Origin of the sequence: Hydrogenovibrio crunogenus (assembly GCF_004786015.1) — a bacterium.
Lineage (GTDB): Bacteria > Pseudomonadota > Gammaproteobacteria > Thiomicrospirales > Thiomicrospiraceae > Hydrogenovibrio > Hydrogenovibrio crunogenus.
The window spans coordinates 1,166,522-1,182,439 of the sequence record NZ_CP032096.1 but is presented as its reverse complement, the minus strand read 5'-3'; the positions used below and the strand labels follow the sequence as shown (position 1 = coordinate 1,182,439).

Annotated in this window: 14 protein-coding genes; 8 read left to right on the top strand and 6 right to left on the bottom strand. The window is 42.2% G+C overall.

Features of this window, described 5'->3' with window-relative positions:
- Positions 1-60 precede the first annotated feature (60 nt).
- The 5 genes from hfq to tsaE form a co-directional block, all read right to left on the bottom strand.
- Complete coding sequence (hfq, locus tag GHNINEIG_RS05710; protein ID WP_189636936.1) at positions 61-330, bottom strand: RNA chaperone Hfq; 270 nt, start codon at positions 328-330, stop codon at positions 61-63.
- A gap of 163 nt (positions 331-493) precedes the next feature.
- Positions 494-1,468, bottom strand: coding sequence for a tRNA (adenosine(37)-N6)-dimethylallyltransferase MiaA (gene miaA / locus GHNINEIG_RS05705; RefSeq protein WP_135795757.1), 975 nt, complete (start codon positions 1,466-1,468; stop codon positions 494-496).
- A complete protein-coding gene (gene mutL / locus GHNINEIG_RS05700) occupies positions 1,469-3,346 on the bottom strand; it encodes a DNA mismatch repair endonuclease MutL (RefSeq protein ID WP_135795756.1) in 1,878 nt (625 codons plus the stop codon).
- Between the two features lie 201 nt (positions 3,347-3,547).
- Entirely contained in the window at positions 3,548-5,029 is a 1,482-nt protein-coding gene (locus GHNINEIG_RS05695) for an N-acetylmuramoyl-L-alanine amidase (protein ID WP_223260950.1), read from the bottom strand.
- Positions 5,030-5,103: 74 nt separating this feature from the next.
- Entirely contained in the window at positions 5,104-5,655 is a 552-nt protein-coding gene (gene tsaE, locus GHNINEIG_RS05690; protein ID WP_135795754.1) for a tRNA (adenosine(37)-N6)-threonylcarbamoyltransferase complex ATPase subunit type 1 TsaE, read from the bottom strand.
- 71 nt (positions 5,656-5,726) lie between these two features.
- On the opposite strand from tsaE, the gene queG reads away from it, so the two are divergent.
- Both queG and GHNINEIG_RS05680 read left to right on the top strand, forming a co-directional pair.
- On the top strand, positions 5,727-6,938 hold the full coding sequence (gene queG, locus GHNINEIG_RS05685) for a tRNA epoxyqueuosine(34) reductase QueG (protein ID WP_135795753.1): 1,212 nt from the start codon (positions 5,727-5,729) through the stop codon (positions 6,936-6,938).
- A 116-nt stretch (positions 6,939-7,054) separates the two neighbouring features.
- A complete protein-coding gene (locus GHNINEIG_RS05680) occupies positions 7,055-9,340 on the top strand; it encodes a bifunctional diguanylate cyclase/phosphodiesterase (RefSeq protein WP_135795752.1) in 2,286 nt (761 codons plus the stop codon).
- Here the strand turns inward: GHNINEIG_RS05680 and GHNINEIG_RS05675 are convergent.
- Positions 9,337-10,695: an anti-phage deoxyguanosine triphosphatase gene (locus GHNINEIG_RS05675; RefSeq protein ID WP_135795751.1), complete on the bottom strand. Its 1,359-nt coding sequence runs from the start codon at positions 10,693-10,695 to the stop codon at positions 9,337-9,339. The genes GHNINEIG_RS05680 and GHNINEIG_RS05675 overlap by 4 nt on opposite strands.
- A 267-nt stretch (positions 10,696-10,962) precedes the next feature.
- Between GHNINEIG_RS05675 and GHNINEIG_RS05670 the strand changes: the two genes are divergently transcribed.
- The 6 genes from GHNINEIG_RS05670 to GHNINEIG_RS05645 all read left to right on the top strand — a co-directional run bounded on the left by GHNINEIG_RS05670 (position 10,963) and on the right by GHNINEIG_RS05645 (position 15,729).
- Positions 10,963-11,166 carry a hypothetical protein gene (locus GHNINEIG_RS05670; protein WP_135795750.1) on the top strand — a complete coding sequence of 68 codons (204 nt, stop codon included), beginning with the start codon at positions 10,963-10,965 and terminating at the stop codon, positions 11,164-11,166.
- Between the two features lie 27 nt (positions 11,167-11,193).
- A complete protein-coding gene (locus tag GHNINEIG_RS05665) occupies positions 11,194-11,739 on the top strand; it encodes a hypothetical protein (protein ID WP_135795749.1) in 546 nt (181 codons plus the stop codon).
- A 97-nt stretch (positions 11,740-11,836) separates the two neighbouring features.
- Positions 11,837-12,520: a YoaK family protein gene (locus GHNINEIG_RS05660; protein ID WP_135795748.1), complete on the top strand. Its 684-nt coding sequence runs from the start codon at positions 11,837-11,839 to the stop codon at positions 12,518-12,520.
- Positions 12,521-12,684: 164 nt separating this feature from the next.
- The gene (trhA, locus tag GHNINEIG_RS05655) at positions 12,685-13,311 is read left to right on the top strand and encodes a PAQR family membrane homeostasis protein TrhA (RefSeq protein WP_135795747.1); all 627 of its coding nucleotides are present in this window, start codon (positions 12,685-12,687) and stop codon (positions 13,309-13,311) included.
- A 100-nt stretch (positions 13,312-13,411) separates the two neighbouring features.
- Positions 13,412-15,130, top strand: coding sequence for a proline--tRNA ligase (locus GHNINEIG_RS05650; RefSeq protein WP_135795746.1), 1,719 nt, complete (start codon positions 13,412-13,414; stop codon positions 15,128-15,130).
- Positions 15,131-15,501: 371 nt separating this feature from the next.
- Positions 15,502-15,729: a hypothetical protein gene (locus GHNINEIG_RS05645; protein ID WP_135795745.1), complete on the top strand. Its 228-nt coding sequence runs from the start codon at positions 15,502-15,504 to the stop codon at positions 15,727-15,729.
- Positions 15,730-15,918: the final 189 nt, after the last annotated feature.

Genomic DNA, 15,918 nt, shown 5'->3' with positions numbered 1-15,918 from the left:
GGAAAAGTCAGTGGAGATAAGTCTTTGATTTATGGGAATCAAAGAAAACAAAAAAGAACGTTATTCAGAATCTTTTGCTTCCGTTTCCTGTGCGTCAAATTCATACGCTTTTGGGTCGCGGGCAGGCACAATCGTTGAGATAGCGTGCTTATAAACCATTTGTGTGACGTTACTGCGCAACAACACCACAAACTGATCAAAAGAATCCACTCGACCCTGAAGCTTAACCCCATTTACAAGATAAATTGCGACATTAATCTTTTCTTTTCTCAGCGCATTTAAGTAAGGATCTTGTATTGGTAAAGCTTTTGCCACTTTTTTATTCTCCATGATTATTTCCTATATTTATTTTTTATTATTTAATTGAAAGTGTTTTAAAAAAAACCGGAAACACTTTAAAACCGCCCTTTTTTAAAAACAAGGGAAAAAACGGTATCTTGTTTAGTTCTTGACGCCAAAAACCATTGAAATCATAACATAAACATTTCATTATTTAAGCATTTTTCGCTAAGCCAGACAAGTAATCTAAAACAGCTTCAACCCTATCGTCAACATTTGTTTTAAAGGGATCTAACACCAGTAAATCTTGCTCTTTTCTTAGCCAGGTTATCTGGCGTTTTGCCAACTGACGGGTGGCCACAATGCTTTTTTCGACAAAGGTATCGTAATCATATTCTTGTGCAAAAAACAGCCAGGCCTGGCGATAACCGACACTGCGAATGGCAGGTAAATCGGCACTTAAACCGTCTAAAGAAAACACCTTTTCCGCTTCTTTTAAAAACCCGTTATTCAGCATTTCATCAAACCTGACAGCAATTTGTTCATGCAGTTTTTTACGGTCTTCAGGAATCAAAGCCACTTTCGCCAGTTTAAATTCAGTCAACCCTTCTTGCTGACCTTCTCGCTGCAACTGTGTCAGCGGTTTTCCCGTCATTTCATAGACTTCTAAAGCGCGAATTAAACGCTGCGGATCATTTTGATGAATACGTTCCGCAGCTTCAGGATCCACTTGCTTCAAGCGCTCATGAAGTGCAGCAGGGTCTTTTTGCCAGGCCTGGTGGATTTTGGCACGAATCGCTTCATCCGCTGAAGGCAGTTTTGCCATCCCTTGTTGTAGGGCGTTAAAGTACATCATGGTACCACCCCCCAAGACGGGTAAGTTTCCTCGTGCAAAAATCTCTTTTACCAGTTCGTGCGTATCTTCAACGAAATCTGCTGCCGAATAACTTTCTGTTGGTTCCAAAATATCGATTAAATGGTGCGGCACAGCAACCTGTTCATCTCGTGTTGGTTTGGCGGTTCCAATATCCATTCCACGATAAATCAACGCAGAATCTACACTGATGATTTCAATCGGAAGATGTTTGGCCAATGCCATAGTCAATCCACTTTTACCCGAGGCCGTTGGCCCCATAATCGCGAGACAGGTTTTTTCTTTAATGAGTTCCGCCACATTCACCGATTGCATTTATTGTCCTCTCATAAACAGCCCGTCTAACTGTTCCATACTTAATTGAACCCAGGTCGGACGGCCATGATTACACTGAGCGGAACTTTCGGTTGCCTCCATATCTCGCAACAAGGCATTCATTTCATCCAAGGTGAGGTGACGGTTGGCTCGAACCGAACCATGACATGCCATGGTACTTAAAATGGCATTGATTTTTTCATCCACTAGCTGAGTTTGTCCTGCAACCGCCAAATCAGCAATCATATCATTCACTAAAAGCGGAATATCGGACTTCGCCAACAAACTCGGCACCATGGTAAATTTTAATTGTTCGGGCCCAAAAGCTTCTGCTTCAAACCCCAGTTTTTGAAACTCTTCTTGATAGGTCTCCCACACCTGAACCTGTGAAGACTCTAGGCTCACCACAATCGGCACCAATAGCGGTTGAGAAATCAAACGATCCTGTTGCCACTGCTGCTTCATACGCTCATACACAATACGTTCATGCGCTGCATGCATATCCACCAGCACCAACCCTTTTTCGTTTTCCGCCAGAATAAACACGCCATGAATTTGCGCTTTTGCATACCCGAGTATGGCCGTGTCATTTTGAGAGGCCGAGCGGTCATCGTGAAAACGATTTTTCAAGGAATCAACCGTTTCTGCATCAGGCGCCATCGCATAGTAAGGTACAGATTCAGACACGCCTATACTGGAACTTCCCGTTGAAGACGATGGCATTTGAAATTGCATCGCTGATTGCGAGATTTGAGGGTCTACCGGTCTAGATTCCGCTGAATAATCACCTGAAAAAGCGGATGAAGGTGTTAAGGTTGCATTATTTTGATTGGAAGCCACACCAACAGGCTGAGTGACCGCCTCACGGACTGAGCGGCGTAAAAAGTCATAGACCCAACGTCCATTTGCAAAACGCACCTCATATTTTGCAGGGTGCACATTCACATCGACCAAATCATGCGGAATCTCTAAGAACAATAAATAAGCAGGATGGCGTCCATGGTAAAGTACGTCCGCATAGGCTTGTTTAACTGCATAAGAAAGTAACCGGTCTCTTACAATACGTCCATTCACAAATAAATACTGCATGTCCGTTTGGCTACGGTTAAAAGTCGCTTGTCCGACCCAACCACTGAGCTGAATATCCTGTGCTTCAAAATTCAATTCCAGACTTTGATCCACAAAAGGTGTGCCCATCAATTGTTTCAAGCGTTGTTTTAACGCGACCTCATCATGTGCAGCATGCACTTGTCGAACAACTTTTTGGTTATGCACCAGTTTCATGGAAATTTCAGGACGACTCAGCATCACCCGCTTAACCAGCTGGTCAATATGCATGAATTCCGTGCGTGCGGCTCTCAAGAACTTTTTACGCGCTGGTGTGTTGAAGAACAAGTCTTTGACTTCAACATGTGTACCTTGCGGATGTGCCGTTGGCTTTGGATCTGACCAACGCCCCTCTCCTTCGCCACTTAATTGCCAAGCGGCGGTTTCACCCTGAAACTTACTGGTTAAGGTTAAGCGGGAAACCGAGCTGATACTCGCCAATGCTTCGCCTCGAAATCCTAATGTACTCACTGCAGCCAAATCTTGAGCCGTATGAATTTTGCTGGTGGCATGCCGACTCACTGCCAACATCAATTGTGACTGACGGATGCCCATGCCGTTATCAATCACAGAAATCAGCTTCTCACCGCCTTCTTCAATCTGAATGTCTATTTGAGTCGCCCCGGAATCCAACGCATTTTCCAGCAACTCCTTAACAACGGAAGCCGGTCTTTCAACCACTTCTCCAGCCGCAATCTGATCGGCTAAATGCGAAGGCAACAAGGAAATATCAAGACATTTTTCTGACGGAGTATTGGACAATTGAGACACGACTTTTCTTTTATGAACGAATGAAAAAGAGATTCAAAATTAAATTGTAATGCACGCTATTATAACGATTTATAAAATGATTGATAGGAATGGGATCAAGTTGATAGACACTGGCATGCCCTATCAACAAAAAACCACCAGGCCTGGTGGTTTTTTATGTCGGAATTTTGACAAAGTTAAGCTTCCGCTTGGTTTAGCCCTTTACAAGGTCGCAATAACATCTTCTGAAACCGGAATACGGAGTTTTTTACCAACGTATAAACGATCTGCTTTTTTAATTCCGTTAATTTTTTTCAACTTATAGGTTGAGATATTATAGTTCTCTGCAATTTCCGACAAAGTATCGCCACTTTGAACACGGTAATGAACATACAGCTGCTCTCCCCAGCGAGGCTTGGTTGCATTGTGCTGAACAAATTTATCAAGTCCGCTCACGATAGACTTCGCCATTTGCGTTTGAAAGTGGTCAGAGCTTAATTTTCTCGCTTCTACCGGGTTGGAAATAAACGCGGTCTCGATCAAAAGAGACGGCATGTCAATAGACTTCAATACCGCAAAGTCAGCCGATTGTACCGATTTTTTATGCAGGCGAACCGAACGTGCCATCTCACCTAGTACAGCCTGACCTAACTTACGACTGGCACGAATGTTAGCCGAACGAGTTAAATCAGATAACACAAACGCCACATCCGCATCACGCCCTTTTAATTTCACGTCTTGAAGAGAAGCGTTTTCAGATTTGGCCAGGATACGAGCCATCACACTACTCGCCCCATTAGTTGACAAGATATAGACAGATCCTCCTCGAGCACGTGCATCAGGGAAAGCATCCGCGTGCAATGATAAAAAGATATCCGCATCTTTTTTGTGCGCAATTCGCACACGTTTATGCAGCGGAATAAAGACATCTTTATCTCTTGTCAAAACAGCACGCATACCCGGTTGCGCATCAATATATTTTTTCAATTTTTTAGCCAATTTCAAAACAACGACTTTTTCACGTAAGTTGTTATGCCCAATTGCGCCGGTGTCTTTTCCACCATGCCCGGCATCAATCGCGACAACCAAGTCTTTATTTTTTGTCTGAAACACATCACTGCCGCTGTTCAGCATAGAACGTGTTACGCGGTTATTGGCAACATCCTCTTTACGAGAAGATTTATTGGTTTTAGGTTTGGTACTAAAAGAAGCTTGAGCGACTTGACGCGTTACTTTTTCTGGCGCTGCTTTTTTAGCAACGACGATTTTTTTGGCGGTTTTCTTGGTGTTTTTAACCGTTTTTTTAGCGACATGTTTGGTTACTTTTCGGTTCGTAACGTCAATCACAACACGCTCTGCACCACTTTTGTTTTTGGCTAGAGCGAAATAGCTGTAATCAAAATCGTCACGCAAATCCAAAACAACGCGAGTGCGTTTAGCTTGATTCTTGACGCGAGCCTGTTTCACTCGTGCGTCTAGGAATTTCATTTTTGAAAACGTCAGCTGGTTTTCGGCTTTGTAAAAGTCCACCACAATACGAGCCGGATTTTTCAACGTAGTAATCTCAAAACGATGGTTTTGTTTGATTTCGAATACCACTCGGGTTTTATCTTCACCTTGCCCCATTCGCATCTTCACCAAAGATGTCTTGGCAAAGACTGAAGTCGACATCACAACCACTAACATTGCAGCCATTACTGTCATGAAAGCTTTTAAAGGATTTACGTTATTTTTTCTGATCATGGCACTACCCACTCAATATTTTTGTTTTGATTGTGCTAGTCACTATCAAGTTCCATGCCAACTTTTTCTGTCAGCTTTTTGACGAAACCATTTGCGCGGTCCTGACAGGCAGAAATCGTCACTTTTCGAGCCTCTCTCAACACATTCAACTCAATCAGAATATCTGCTTCAGGAAGGACGCCCTTTCCTTTCGACGGCCACTCTACCAGCGCCACAAATGGAGGCGTCAATAAGTCACGAATGGCTAAAAATTCTAATTCTTCCGGGTCACATAAACGATAAAGATCGAAATGCTGAATGGTTCCCAATGACGTGGGATAATTTTCAACTAACGCATACGTTGGACTTTTTACTTTCTGCCCAGGTACAAAGGATTGCACAAAAGCGCGAGAAAAGAAAGACTTACCTGCACCTAAATCGCCTTTTAAATAAATCATCCACCCTAAATCAAACGTCTTTAGCTCTTCGCATAACTGCGCAAAAATATGCGCCAACTGCTGCGTATCTGCTTCCGTTTCTAGCAATAAGCCACATTCAAGCAAATCATCCGTACTTTTAGGGTGTGCTGTTGATTTGGTAAAATTCATCAATAGGTATTCTCAAAAGGCACTAAAATAGAGGTGTCATTCATAATTCTTGAAGTTTAAAGCGAACATCCATGCCAAAAAACGCTCCAACGACCCTCAAAAACTCAACTGATTCAGCATTATACCAGCTTGCGGAAAAGATTAAACAATGGGGGCTGTCGCTTGGTTTTGCTGATGTCGGCATTACCGACATTGATTTAGGTCAGTATGAATCCAGTTACTTTGAATGGCTTGAAAAACGGTTTCATGCCGACATGGAGTATATGGTAAAGCACGGCACGAAACGAACGCGCCCAGAAGAATTGGAGCCTGGAACGCGTCGAGTCATCAGTGTTCGTATGAATTATTTTGATACTGAGGCTTACTCACCGATTCCTCAACTGCAAGCCAGCGATCACGCCTATATTTCCCGCTATGCCTTGCACAAGGATTACCACAAACTGATGCGGAAGCGCTTGCAACAGCTTGCAGAAAAAATCAATCAAACGATTGAAAATGATTTTCACTACCGCGCTTTCTGTGATTCAGCCCCTGTATTGGAACGCCCTTTAGCGGAAAAGGCCGGGCTTGGGTTTATCGGTAAAAACAGTTTAATCATTCATCCACGCGCCGGCTCTTGGTTTTTCCTGGGAGAACTGTACACCAACCTACCCTTACCGATTGATCCTCCTTTTGAAAAACAAGGGTGTGGTCCATGCACTGCGTGCATTCAAGAATGCCCGACTCAAGCAATTGTGGCCGATGGCGTAGTGGATTCCAGGCGCTGTATTTCTTATTTAACCATTGAAAACAAAGGTTCCATTCCTGCGTCGCTTCGGGAAAAAATGGGAAACCGAATTTACGGTTGTGATGACTGTCAGCTTGTCTGCCCTTGGAATAAGTTCACACAAGACACGAATGAAACTGCTTTCAAAGCCAATTCATTATTAGATGCCAGTACCTTACTTGAATTGTTCAATTGGTCTGAAAAAGACTTTCTCAAACAGCTTGAAGGTTCTCCTATTCGTCGTATTGGCTTTGAACAATGGCAACGTAATCTTTGCGTTGCTATAGGTAATGCGCTAGAAAATTCAACACTAAGCGAAGAGATCATTCATGCTTTAGAAAGCCATCAGAGTGATTCAGACCTCGTCAATGAACACAAACACTGGGCATTGCAACGCCAAAGGCACTTTTTGAAGGCGCCGGAAGAAATAACCAGGCCTGGTCATTTTTCATCTCCTTCAAAGCCGCATAAAGCCAAAAAATACTATTTACCGAAAACCATTGCCGTGCGGAAGTAATCCCCTTATCAAAGATAGGAATCAGAATTTTCTTATAATGCTTGAATATCTTTTCAATTGGGTTAAAGTTTCACATCTAACTATATAAACAAAAGAAACAGCACCCGTTTTACAATATGCGTCAATTTAAAGCCAATATCTGGACCCTCTTCTACCTGATTGCCTTCAGTGGCTTTGGATTGTTAATTTGGTTGTCCATCAACACCTTTCAGCACGAAAAAAAGGAATTACATGATCATCTTTTAGTGGATGCGAAGTTTTTATCGCAAATGGCGCATGCATCCTTAGCTGAAAAGGAGCTTTCGTTGGATGTGCTCGGCTCCAGACTATTTGAGGACCAAACCTATCAAGATAAAACAGAATCTCAAAAAATTTTGGACAAAGCGCTGGAATTAACGCCAAGTTTGACGGGGTTTGGTGTTTTTTCTCCGGACGGCAAAATCCTAGCCAGCACTTCAAACATGGAACACAATATCATCCCCAACCTCAAAACGCATGCTGCGACCAGAGATAGCTTTACAAGAACGCTTCAAAGCCACAATATGGTGATTGGAAAAACGTATTTTTTCAAGCCGCTCAACGAATGGATCATCCCGATTCGTAAAGCCGTTAGAAATCATCAGGGGAAAGTAATAGGCGTCATCACTGCAGGTTTAAAAATCGGTAAAAACGGATTTATCAATCAGGAACACGCCTTAAAAAATCGTAATATCCTTATTGTAAATGACGTCACTAAGAACCGCATCCTGCTGACAGGTATGTCTCAAAAAGCCTACACCACACTTTATCGAGATGCTATCCCGACTCAAACGATTGAACAGGTCGAGCAATTCTTTAAAGAAGAATACAACCTGTCAATCGAAGACGTGAAACAACATAAAGAAACCACCTTTTTAGAATTTTACTCAATAAACACTGGGCAAGAAGTCGCTGCCGCCACCCTGTTTGACCCGCTATATCAAGTCTGGTTTGTGTTATTTCAAGACAAACAAAAATTACATGACGAAGTGTTCCATACGATTACGATTTACTTTTTGGTTTTTATGATCATTCTGGTCTTGATCTATCAATTGTTTAGTGTCATTTATCGTAATGAAAGAGAAACGAAACAAAAACTGATTCATCAACTAACGCATGACCCTTTAACGGGACTACCCAACCGTGAATATATTGATATTGAGCTCAAGGATGAATTAGCAAATCCTCAAAACCGTTATGACTTGCTGTTTTTAGATTTAGACAATTTCAAAGACATCAATGATAACTTTGGTCACGAAATTGGTGACAAAGTGCTCATTGAAGTGGCAAACCGATTTAAAACCGTGCTTGGAGAACAAGGCTGGTTGATTCGTTTTGGTGGGGATGAGTTCGTGTTTATTAAACTGCCTGTCAAAACTGAACTCAGCCTTTTTGCAGAGCAAATTATCAAAGTGCTTTCCGACCCTTTCATTATTGAAGACATGAACTTCAACATTGGTGCCAGTATTGGAATGGCATCCTATCCAAACGATTCAGACGACCTGAAAACCCTTCTGAGCTTTGCCGATTTGGCAATGTATGAAGCAAAAAAACAAAAAAATACCTTTGCCCATTTCTCAAGTCATTTACGCGAAGATGCTCTACAGAAGGTTTTGATTGAACACTTACTGAAACAAGCCATTATTGATAATGAAATCAGCATTGTTTACCAACCGCAGCTCAATGTAAAAGAAGAATTGATTGGCGCAGAAGCGCTTGTTCGCTGGCATAACGAAACATTAGGCGAGGTGCCCCCCAGTACTTTCATTCCCATCGCAGAAGAAATGGGCTTTATGCCTGAATTAGGACGGCATATTGCAGATTTAACACTCTCTGAAATAGGACCACTACAAAGCAAACTGCGCCAGTCATTTGAAGTTTCCATGAATATTTCTGTACGCCAATTTATGTCTATCGGTTTTTACGAAGATATCACTCGTATGATTAACGAAAGCACTTTGAAACCAGAGTTGATTATGCTTGAGGTGACAGAGTCGATCTTTATGGAAGAATTAGACTTTGTTATCGACATTTTAGAAAAACTTAAATCACACGGCATCATGCTTTCAATGGACGATTTTGGTACGGGGTTCTCATCCCTCAGCTTACTGAGAACATTGCCTATTCATGAACTCAAAATCGATAAAAGCTTTATTGATGACATTCTTCATGAAGAAAAAAATTACGGCCTGGTAGAGAACATTATTGAAATAGCTCAGAAATTGAAGATGCAAACCGTTGCTGAAGGGATTGAAAGTGAAGCACAAGCCAAACTGCTTACACAATTTGGTTGCGATATTTTCCAGGGATATTACTTCTCGAAACCGTTGACCTATTCACAATTAGAAGACTACTTACAAACCACCCCAATTGGAAAGCTTTAAATACGATCGAAAATCGACCCTTGTGAAGCGGTAAAGAACTTTTCGTACATCCTTGAAGCATACGTATTGGTCATGCCCGCGATATAATCAGAAAGCACTCTAAGCTGCCCTCTTTCCGTTTCTGAACTGACAAATTTTGTATAGGTATTACGCGGCAATAACGCTTCAGGGTTCGCTCTTAACGATTTAAACAAATCCAACACTATCAACTGCCCTTTGTATTCCATCCCTTTGACTTCCGGCAGCGTAATCACATGAACATATACAAATGTTTTTAACAATTCCAGCACCGCCATTTCTGATGTTCCTAGCTTCGCCTGATAGCGTAACAAAGGGTGTTCAAACACGGTGTTTTCATCCATATAAATACTTTCAACCATGATGCCCACCATTTTGCTGATGGCATGCTTTCGGTCTTTTGAGCGAGAACTGAACAAACGTTCAGACATGGTGTGATCCCATAAAGGATGTTCTTGAAAGATGGGGTTCTCCATCACCTCAGCTTGCCATAAATCACGTGACACCATTCCCATCGCCACAGCATCTTCCAAGTCATGAATACCATAAGCGATGTCATCCGCCAGTTCCATAATCGTGGTATCCAACGCCTTATATTGCGTTTTATGAAACCCTTTGTCGTCCGGTTTGAGTTGTGTAAACAGCTTCCTATCGGTTTCGGAAAACATGCCCAAAACCCACTCAAACTGTTCTTTCTCTTCCAAATACACACTGGCTTTGGGCGGATACCAGCGACTCATGTCTAAGGTGCGAAAATCATGTGCATCCTTTTCTTGCATCTGAATTTGATAATCTTTGTTTAACGCCACAACTTCATCGTAAATAGCCGGATATTTCAAAACGCCTAGTGTCGCTCGACGAGACAGGTCAATACCATTTTTGGGCGTATATTCACCTAGTCTCGACAAAATACGCAAGGTTTGTGCATTACCTTCAAATCCACCATGACGTCGCATCATATAGTTCAAAGCCACTTCGCCCCCATGTCCATAAGGAGGGTGTCCCAGATCATGTGCCAGGCAAATCGCTTCAATCAAATAAAAAGAAGGCAACCAATCCAAATACTCTTGCCCTTCTCCCACCGTAATCAGCTGTTCAACCAAACCGGAACCGATCTGTGCCACTTCCATGGAGTGGGTTAAACGCGTACGGTAGAAATCAGATTCATTCAATCCAAAAATCTGAGTTTTGGCTTGTAACCGCCGAAATGATGCGGAATGAATGACTCGAGCACGATCCCGCTGATAAACGATTCGAGCCTCTCGCGAAGCCTTACCTTCCAAAAAATCCGTATAACGTTGCGTCCAATCTCTTTCTTCTTGGTGCGCCTGATGCATTGATGCACTCCTGCTACAAATCAAATAAGGATTCCCGTATATTTTTCGACAGATACGCTCACCCCGATCCTATTAAATTATCATTACTGGCGTTATCATACTGAAAACAAAGCCATTCCTCTAATTAAATACAGTGAATCCATTCATCAAAGTAAAATCCTTCCCTTTGTAATGAAATTAATCCACACAAAAATGAGTAAAATTACTTGTTCAAGTATAAAGATTTGGTAAACTTTAATCTCAACCTAATTTAAAAGTGAAAAGTCCATGAATTCAATCATGCTCCGAACTGTTTTGATTACATTTTTTTTATCCTCTTTATCTGTCTTAATGACAGGTTGTGGAAACCCCGAACTGGATGAGTGTAAAGCCAAAGCCAGTGCATACTGGGACACGACAAAAGATAATCCTAAAGACAATAAAGCATACTGGGATGCTATCCAGCGTTGCAAAGACAGATACGACAAATAACGCTTTTCGTTTTATTTAAAGTAACCTATGAAAAACCTTAAAGGCATTCTCATCTACACTTTGTCTGTTTTTGGAGTGTCTATCGCCTATTATTTCTATGCCCGAAACACCCTACCCCGACAAGAATCAGAAACCTTTTTATCTGAAATTGGCGAAGGGTTTGGAGAAATCGCCTTATGGATGCTTCTGTTCATTTATGCGCGCACACTGCTCAAACTGTTATTTGAAAAAGGGGCATTACAAGAACGAATATTACCGAATTATGTCTATGAACCGACGCAAACACTCGTTCAAAAAATTTTAATCCCTCTTAATCGCACCCATGTTTATGTTGGAATCGCAACCCTAGCGGTGACATTCCTACATATTATTATGGTTGGATTTCATTTCGAAATCGTATTGTTTCAAGTGGTAATGATTTTATTGATCTGGCAAGGCATTTTCGGTTTTTTTCTGCGATGGAAATTTTCTCCCAAACAACTCAAGCAATTTTCGTATTTAGTTCACGCTCAATTTTTAACCGGTATCATGATCGGCATCTTTGCCTATGTTGGTCACTGGATGGTGGATTAACACGAGCTCCCTAGAACCCAAAAAACCAAACAATTAACTTTATATAATTTTAATAACTGACTCATAATTAATCATGAATTCATAGGTACTGAACAAAATGCCCTACCCAAAAATGGTCTCTGATTACTCTAAACCCATCGTGTTTGCCATTGCGTTCATAATGGCAGCCATTGCAGGTTACATCAACAGCATTATGCTGATTGAGTTCGGGATGCCAGTCAGCCAAATGACAGGGATTGCATCTCACCTCAGTGAAAGCGGGTTTTATTTTGAATGGCAGACGTTCATGACCAGTTTATTAATTCTGTTCAGCTTTATCGCTGGTGCATTTTTATCGGGCTGGATTATCGATCATGGTCAATATCAAGAAGATAGAAGTTATGGCATCGCACTTTTTTTCAATGGTCTTATCCTACTCATATCCACCCTGTTTATGTTTTATTTCACCGCACTCGCACTCATGTTCAGCGCTGTCGCCTGTGGCTTACAAAATGCAATGGTCGCCAGCTACAAGGGCTTACAGGTTCGTACGACCCATGTCACTGGCATTTCAACCGATATCGGTGTTCATCTGGCACATCGTTTTAAAAACAAAACACCTTTCAGCTGGCGGGTTTGGTTATTGTTTTGTATTTTAGCTGGTTTCATACTGGGCGGACTGTTCGGTATTCTATGCCTTCAATTTTTTGGCAACTTCGCCTTAATGATTCCTGCTTTAACGGATGCTTTACTGGCCATTCTTTATTTCCATTTCATTCCCTCCACATCACTCCCTCATTAATGCTTTAATCGAGTTCAAAATTCATTAAACAACCAGGCCTGGCTGTTTTTAACATTCATTCTAAGGTTGAATCGCATGAATTTTTAGCTTAATCAGAAGCAGTTTGTTACACTCACATCACATTTAACTTCCCTCTTTAAGATAGAAAAGGTTGCTAAAACGTTATGTATGATTCCGAAAAATTTAACAGTATTTCGCATCTAGTCGGCGCCATTTTTTCGATAATGGGGCTGGGCGCACTCCTTACAGTCAGTTTTTACGAACAGAACCTGCTCCTGTTTATCGGTTTTTTAACGTTTGGTTTGACACTGGTCATGCTGTATATTTTTTCGACACTCTATCATAGTCTCCGAGCCCCTTATGCCAAACGCGTGTTTCAAAAACTCGACCATGTCGCCATTTATTTATTGATTGCCGGAACCTATACCCCCTTTACCTTAGTTACTTTAATCGACAGTAGCGGCATCAGTATGCTCATTGCCGTCTGGTCACTGGCACTTATTGGTATCAGTCTCGACTTGTTTGTTAAAAACCGCATTGAACTGATTCAAATTGCCATTTATCTGATTATGGGATGGTTAGTGGTCGTTGATTTCTCCGAGCTCCAGCAAGCGTTACCTGCTGCAGGTATCTTTTGGCTTACCGCTGGCGGCATCGCATACACGGTCGGCATCACTTTTTATGTACTCGACCATCAAAATCGGTTGCGACATGCGCACGGCATCTGGCATCTATTTGTGCTGGCGGGCTCCATTAGCCATTTCATTGCTATCATCGGCTACGTGCGTTGAATCATTCCCTTTTATCATCGCTACATTTCAATTAAAGCGCGTATCATTCATGTTAAAATGCTCCTTTTTAAAACGTAATTTAAAGAGTCTCATTTAAACCATGAAAACATCATCGCTTTTACTTGCTACCACGCGTGAAACCCCGGCCGACGCGGTTGTTATCAGTCACCAACTTATGCTCCGTGCGGGCATCATTCGCCCATTGGCGGGGGGATTGTACAACTGGTTACCACTTGGTGTCCGCGTGCTACGCAAAGTGGAAGCCATTATTCGTGAAGAAATGAATAAGGCACAAGCACAAGAAGTCTTAATGCCGGTTGTTCAACCAATGGAACTTTGGGAAGAATCCGGACGAGCGGAAGCCTATGGCCCGGAACTACTGCGATTTAAAGACCGTCACCAAAGAGACTTTGCGCTAGGCCCGACGCATGAAGAAATCATTACCGACTTGGTACGTAAAGAAATCCGCAGTTACAAACAGTTACCTGCCAACTTCTATCAAATCCAAACCAAATTCCGTGATGAAATCCGTCCTCGTTTCGGAGTAATGCGCTCTCGTGAATTCATTATGAAAGATGCTTACTCTTTCCATATGGACAAAGACAGCCTCCAAGATACTTATGAAGAGATGTATGACACCTATAACCGTATCTTCACACGTCTAGGGTTAGACTTCCGTCCGGTACAGGCAGATACCGGTTCGATTGGGGGCGAAGGCTCGCATGAATTCCATGTTTTGGCTGATTCAGGAGAAGATGATATTGCCTTCTCAAGCGATTCCGATTATGCCGCAAACATTGAGCTTGCAGAAGCCCTTGCCCCTCGTGGAGAGCGCGCAGCAGCAACCGAAGAATTGACCAAAATTGAAACGCCTAATAAACACAGCATCGAAGACGTATGTGACTTCCTGCAACTGAAGAAAAAGAAAGTGGCGAAAACATTGGTGGTGAAAGGCGCAACGGAAGAGCATCCTGTTGTCGCCCTTTTGATCCGCGGTGACCATGATTTAAATGAAATCAAAGCGGAAAAGCTCGACTTAGTGGCAGAACCGTTTGAAATGGCCAGTGATGAAGACATTCAAAATGCCGTAGGCTGTAAAGCCGGCTCCATTGGCCCGGTGAACTTAAACATTCCAGTTATTGTCGATCGCACGGCGGCACATATGGCCGATTTTGTTTGTGGCGCCAATGAAGATGGATTCCACTTCACCGGCGCGAACTGGGACAGAGATGCCACACAGACGTTAGTGGCCGATATTCGCAATGTGGTCAAAGGCGACCCAAGCCCTTGTGGAAAAGGCAAAATCGAAATCCGCCGCGGGATTGAAGTCGGTCACATCTTCCAACTAGGCAACAAGTATTCTGAAGCATTGAACGCGACTGTGTTGAATGAAAATAGCCGTGCTCAAATTCTGGAAATGGGATGCTATGGAATCGGTGTCACCCGTGTTGTGGCAGCAGCAATTGAACAGAACTACGATGATAAAGGCATTATCTGGCCAGAAGCCATCGCACCTTTCCAAGTGTGTATTGTGCCGATGCAAATGCACAAATCCCCTCGTGTAGAAGAAGCTGTTATGGCACTTTATAACGAACTGACAGCCAAAGGCATTGAAGTCCTGCTGGACGACCGTAAAGAACGCCCAGGCGTCATGTTCAACGATATGGAATTGATTGGAATTCCGCACCGTATTGTTATTGGCGAACGCGGTCTGGATAAGGGCGAAATCGAATACAAACATCGTCGGGATGAAAAATCACAGGATATTCCCGAAGCAGATTTCATAAGTTTTCTAATGGAAAAACTCAGCCAAAAATAACGCCTAAAAAAGCGGCTTTTAGCCGCTTTTTTATTACATTGTAATTATGTTCCCCTCAGCTTTTTAAGGACATTATTGCATCTTTAACCATCAATGAACTGCATTCATTAATTGCTATTCAACTCAATTAAATCGAGCATGCTTTACTCACCCTGTCTGATGAATTCTGAACTAAAGTCAACCTGATGTTTTTTAACCTACAAAGGGTTGACACAACTTGATAAAAAGATGACTGATTCCTGAAGATGTCGGCAATCATATTTGGTACCCCCTTAATATTTTCAGCTATTCGGCGTATAGTTGGAAGTGAGTGAAGAATTCACTCAAGTGATTTTTTTAACTTACGCTACGATAAATTCAGAGGTGAACGTATGAAAACACAACTGATTGGAATCATGTTAGCTGCCGTCTTTAGTTCAACTGCTTTTGCAGCAGATGATCAAAGCCCTGTCGAAGTAAAAGGCTCGGGATCTGCCATTGGGGCGGGTTTTGAAAATTGGGCACAGGACAATTTAAAATATGGAGATTCAGGCGGACAAATTATTGCCGCTGAAGTAGAGGCTTGGATTAAGACAAGCAAAAAAATAGGAAGAGTCTAGCGTCATCAATGCCTATTTCACCCTCCTAGAAAATCAAGCGGCTTATACAGCCGCTTTTTTTATATGAAAAAGTTATCCTGACAAAATTTAACCACCTTGCCATTACATTTAAGACTGACTTACTTTTGTTCATCGTTTGTGCTATGCCGATACTAAAAGTCTCTGCCATTATCACCGTTTGGAATCGTC

What these genes read in the sequence shown, in the direction of transcription:
- hfq (WP_189636936.1), bottom strand. Translation starts at nt 330, where the DNA reads ATGGAGAATAAAAAAGTGGCAAAAGCTTTACCAATACAAGATCCTTAC.
- miaA (WP_135795757.1), bottom strand. Translation starts at nt 1,468, where the DNA reads ATGCAATCGGTGAATGTGGCGGAACTCATTAAAGAAAAAACCTGTCTC.
- GHNINEIG_RS05695 (WP_223260950.1), bottom strand. Translation starts at nt 5,029, where the DNA reads ATGACAGTAATGGCTGCAATGTTAGTGGTTGTGATGTCGACTTCAGTC.
- tsaE (WP_135795754.1), bottom strand. Translation starts at nt 5,655, where the DNA reads ATGAATTTTACCAAATCAACAGCACACCCTAAAAGTACGGATGATTTG.
- queG (WP_135795753.1), top strand. Translation starts at nt 5,727, where the DNA reads ATGCCAAAAAACGCTCCAACGACCCTCAAAAACTCAACTGATTCAGCA.
- GHNINEIG_RS05680 (WP_135795752.1), top strand. Translation starts at nt 7,055, where the DNA reads ATGCGTCAATTTAAAGCCAATATCTGGACCCTCTTCTACCTGATTGCC.
- GHNINEIG_RS05675 (WP_135795751.1), bottom strand. Translation starts at nt 10,695, where the DNA reads ATGCATCAGGCGCACCAAGAAGAAAGAGATTGGACGCAACGTTATACG.
- GHNINEIG_RS05670 (WP_135795750.1), top strand. Translation starts at nt 10,963, where the DNA reads ATGAATTCAATCATGCTCCGAACTGTTTTGATTACATTTTTTTTATCC.
- GHNINEIG_RS05665 (WP_135795749.1), top strand. Translation starts at nt 11,194, where the DNA reads ATGAAAAACCTTAAAGGCATTCTCATCTACACTTTGTCTGTTTTTGGA.
- GHNINEIG_RS05660 (WP_135795748.1), top strand. Translation starts at nt 11,837, where the DNA reads ATGCCCTACCCAAAAATGGTCTCTGATTACTCTAAACCCATCGTGTTT.
- trhA (WP_135795747.1), top strand. Translation starts at nt 12,685, where the DNA reads ATGTATGATTCCGAAAAATTTAACAGTATTTCGCATCTAGTCGGCGCC.
- GHNINEIG_RS05650 (WP_135795746.1), top strand. Translation starts at nt 13,412, where the DNA reads ATGAAAACATCATCGCTTTTACTTGCTACCACGCGTGAAACCCCGGCC.
- GHNINEIG_RS05645 (WP_135795745.1), top strand. Translation starts at nt 15,502, where the DNA reads ATGAAAACACAACTGATTGGAATCATGTTAGCTGCCGTCTTTAGTTCA.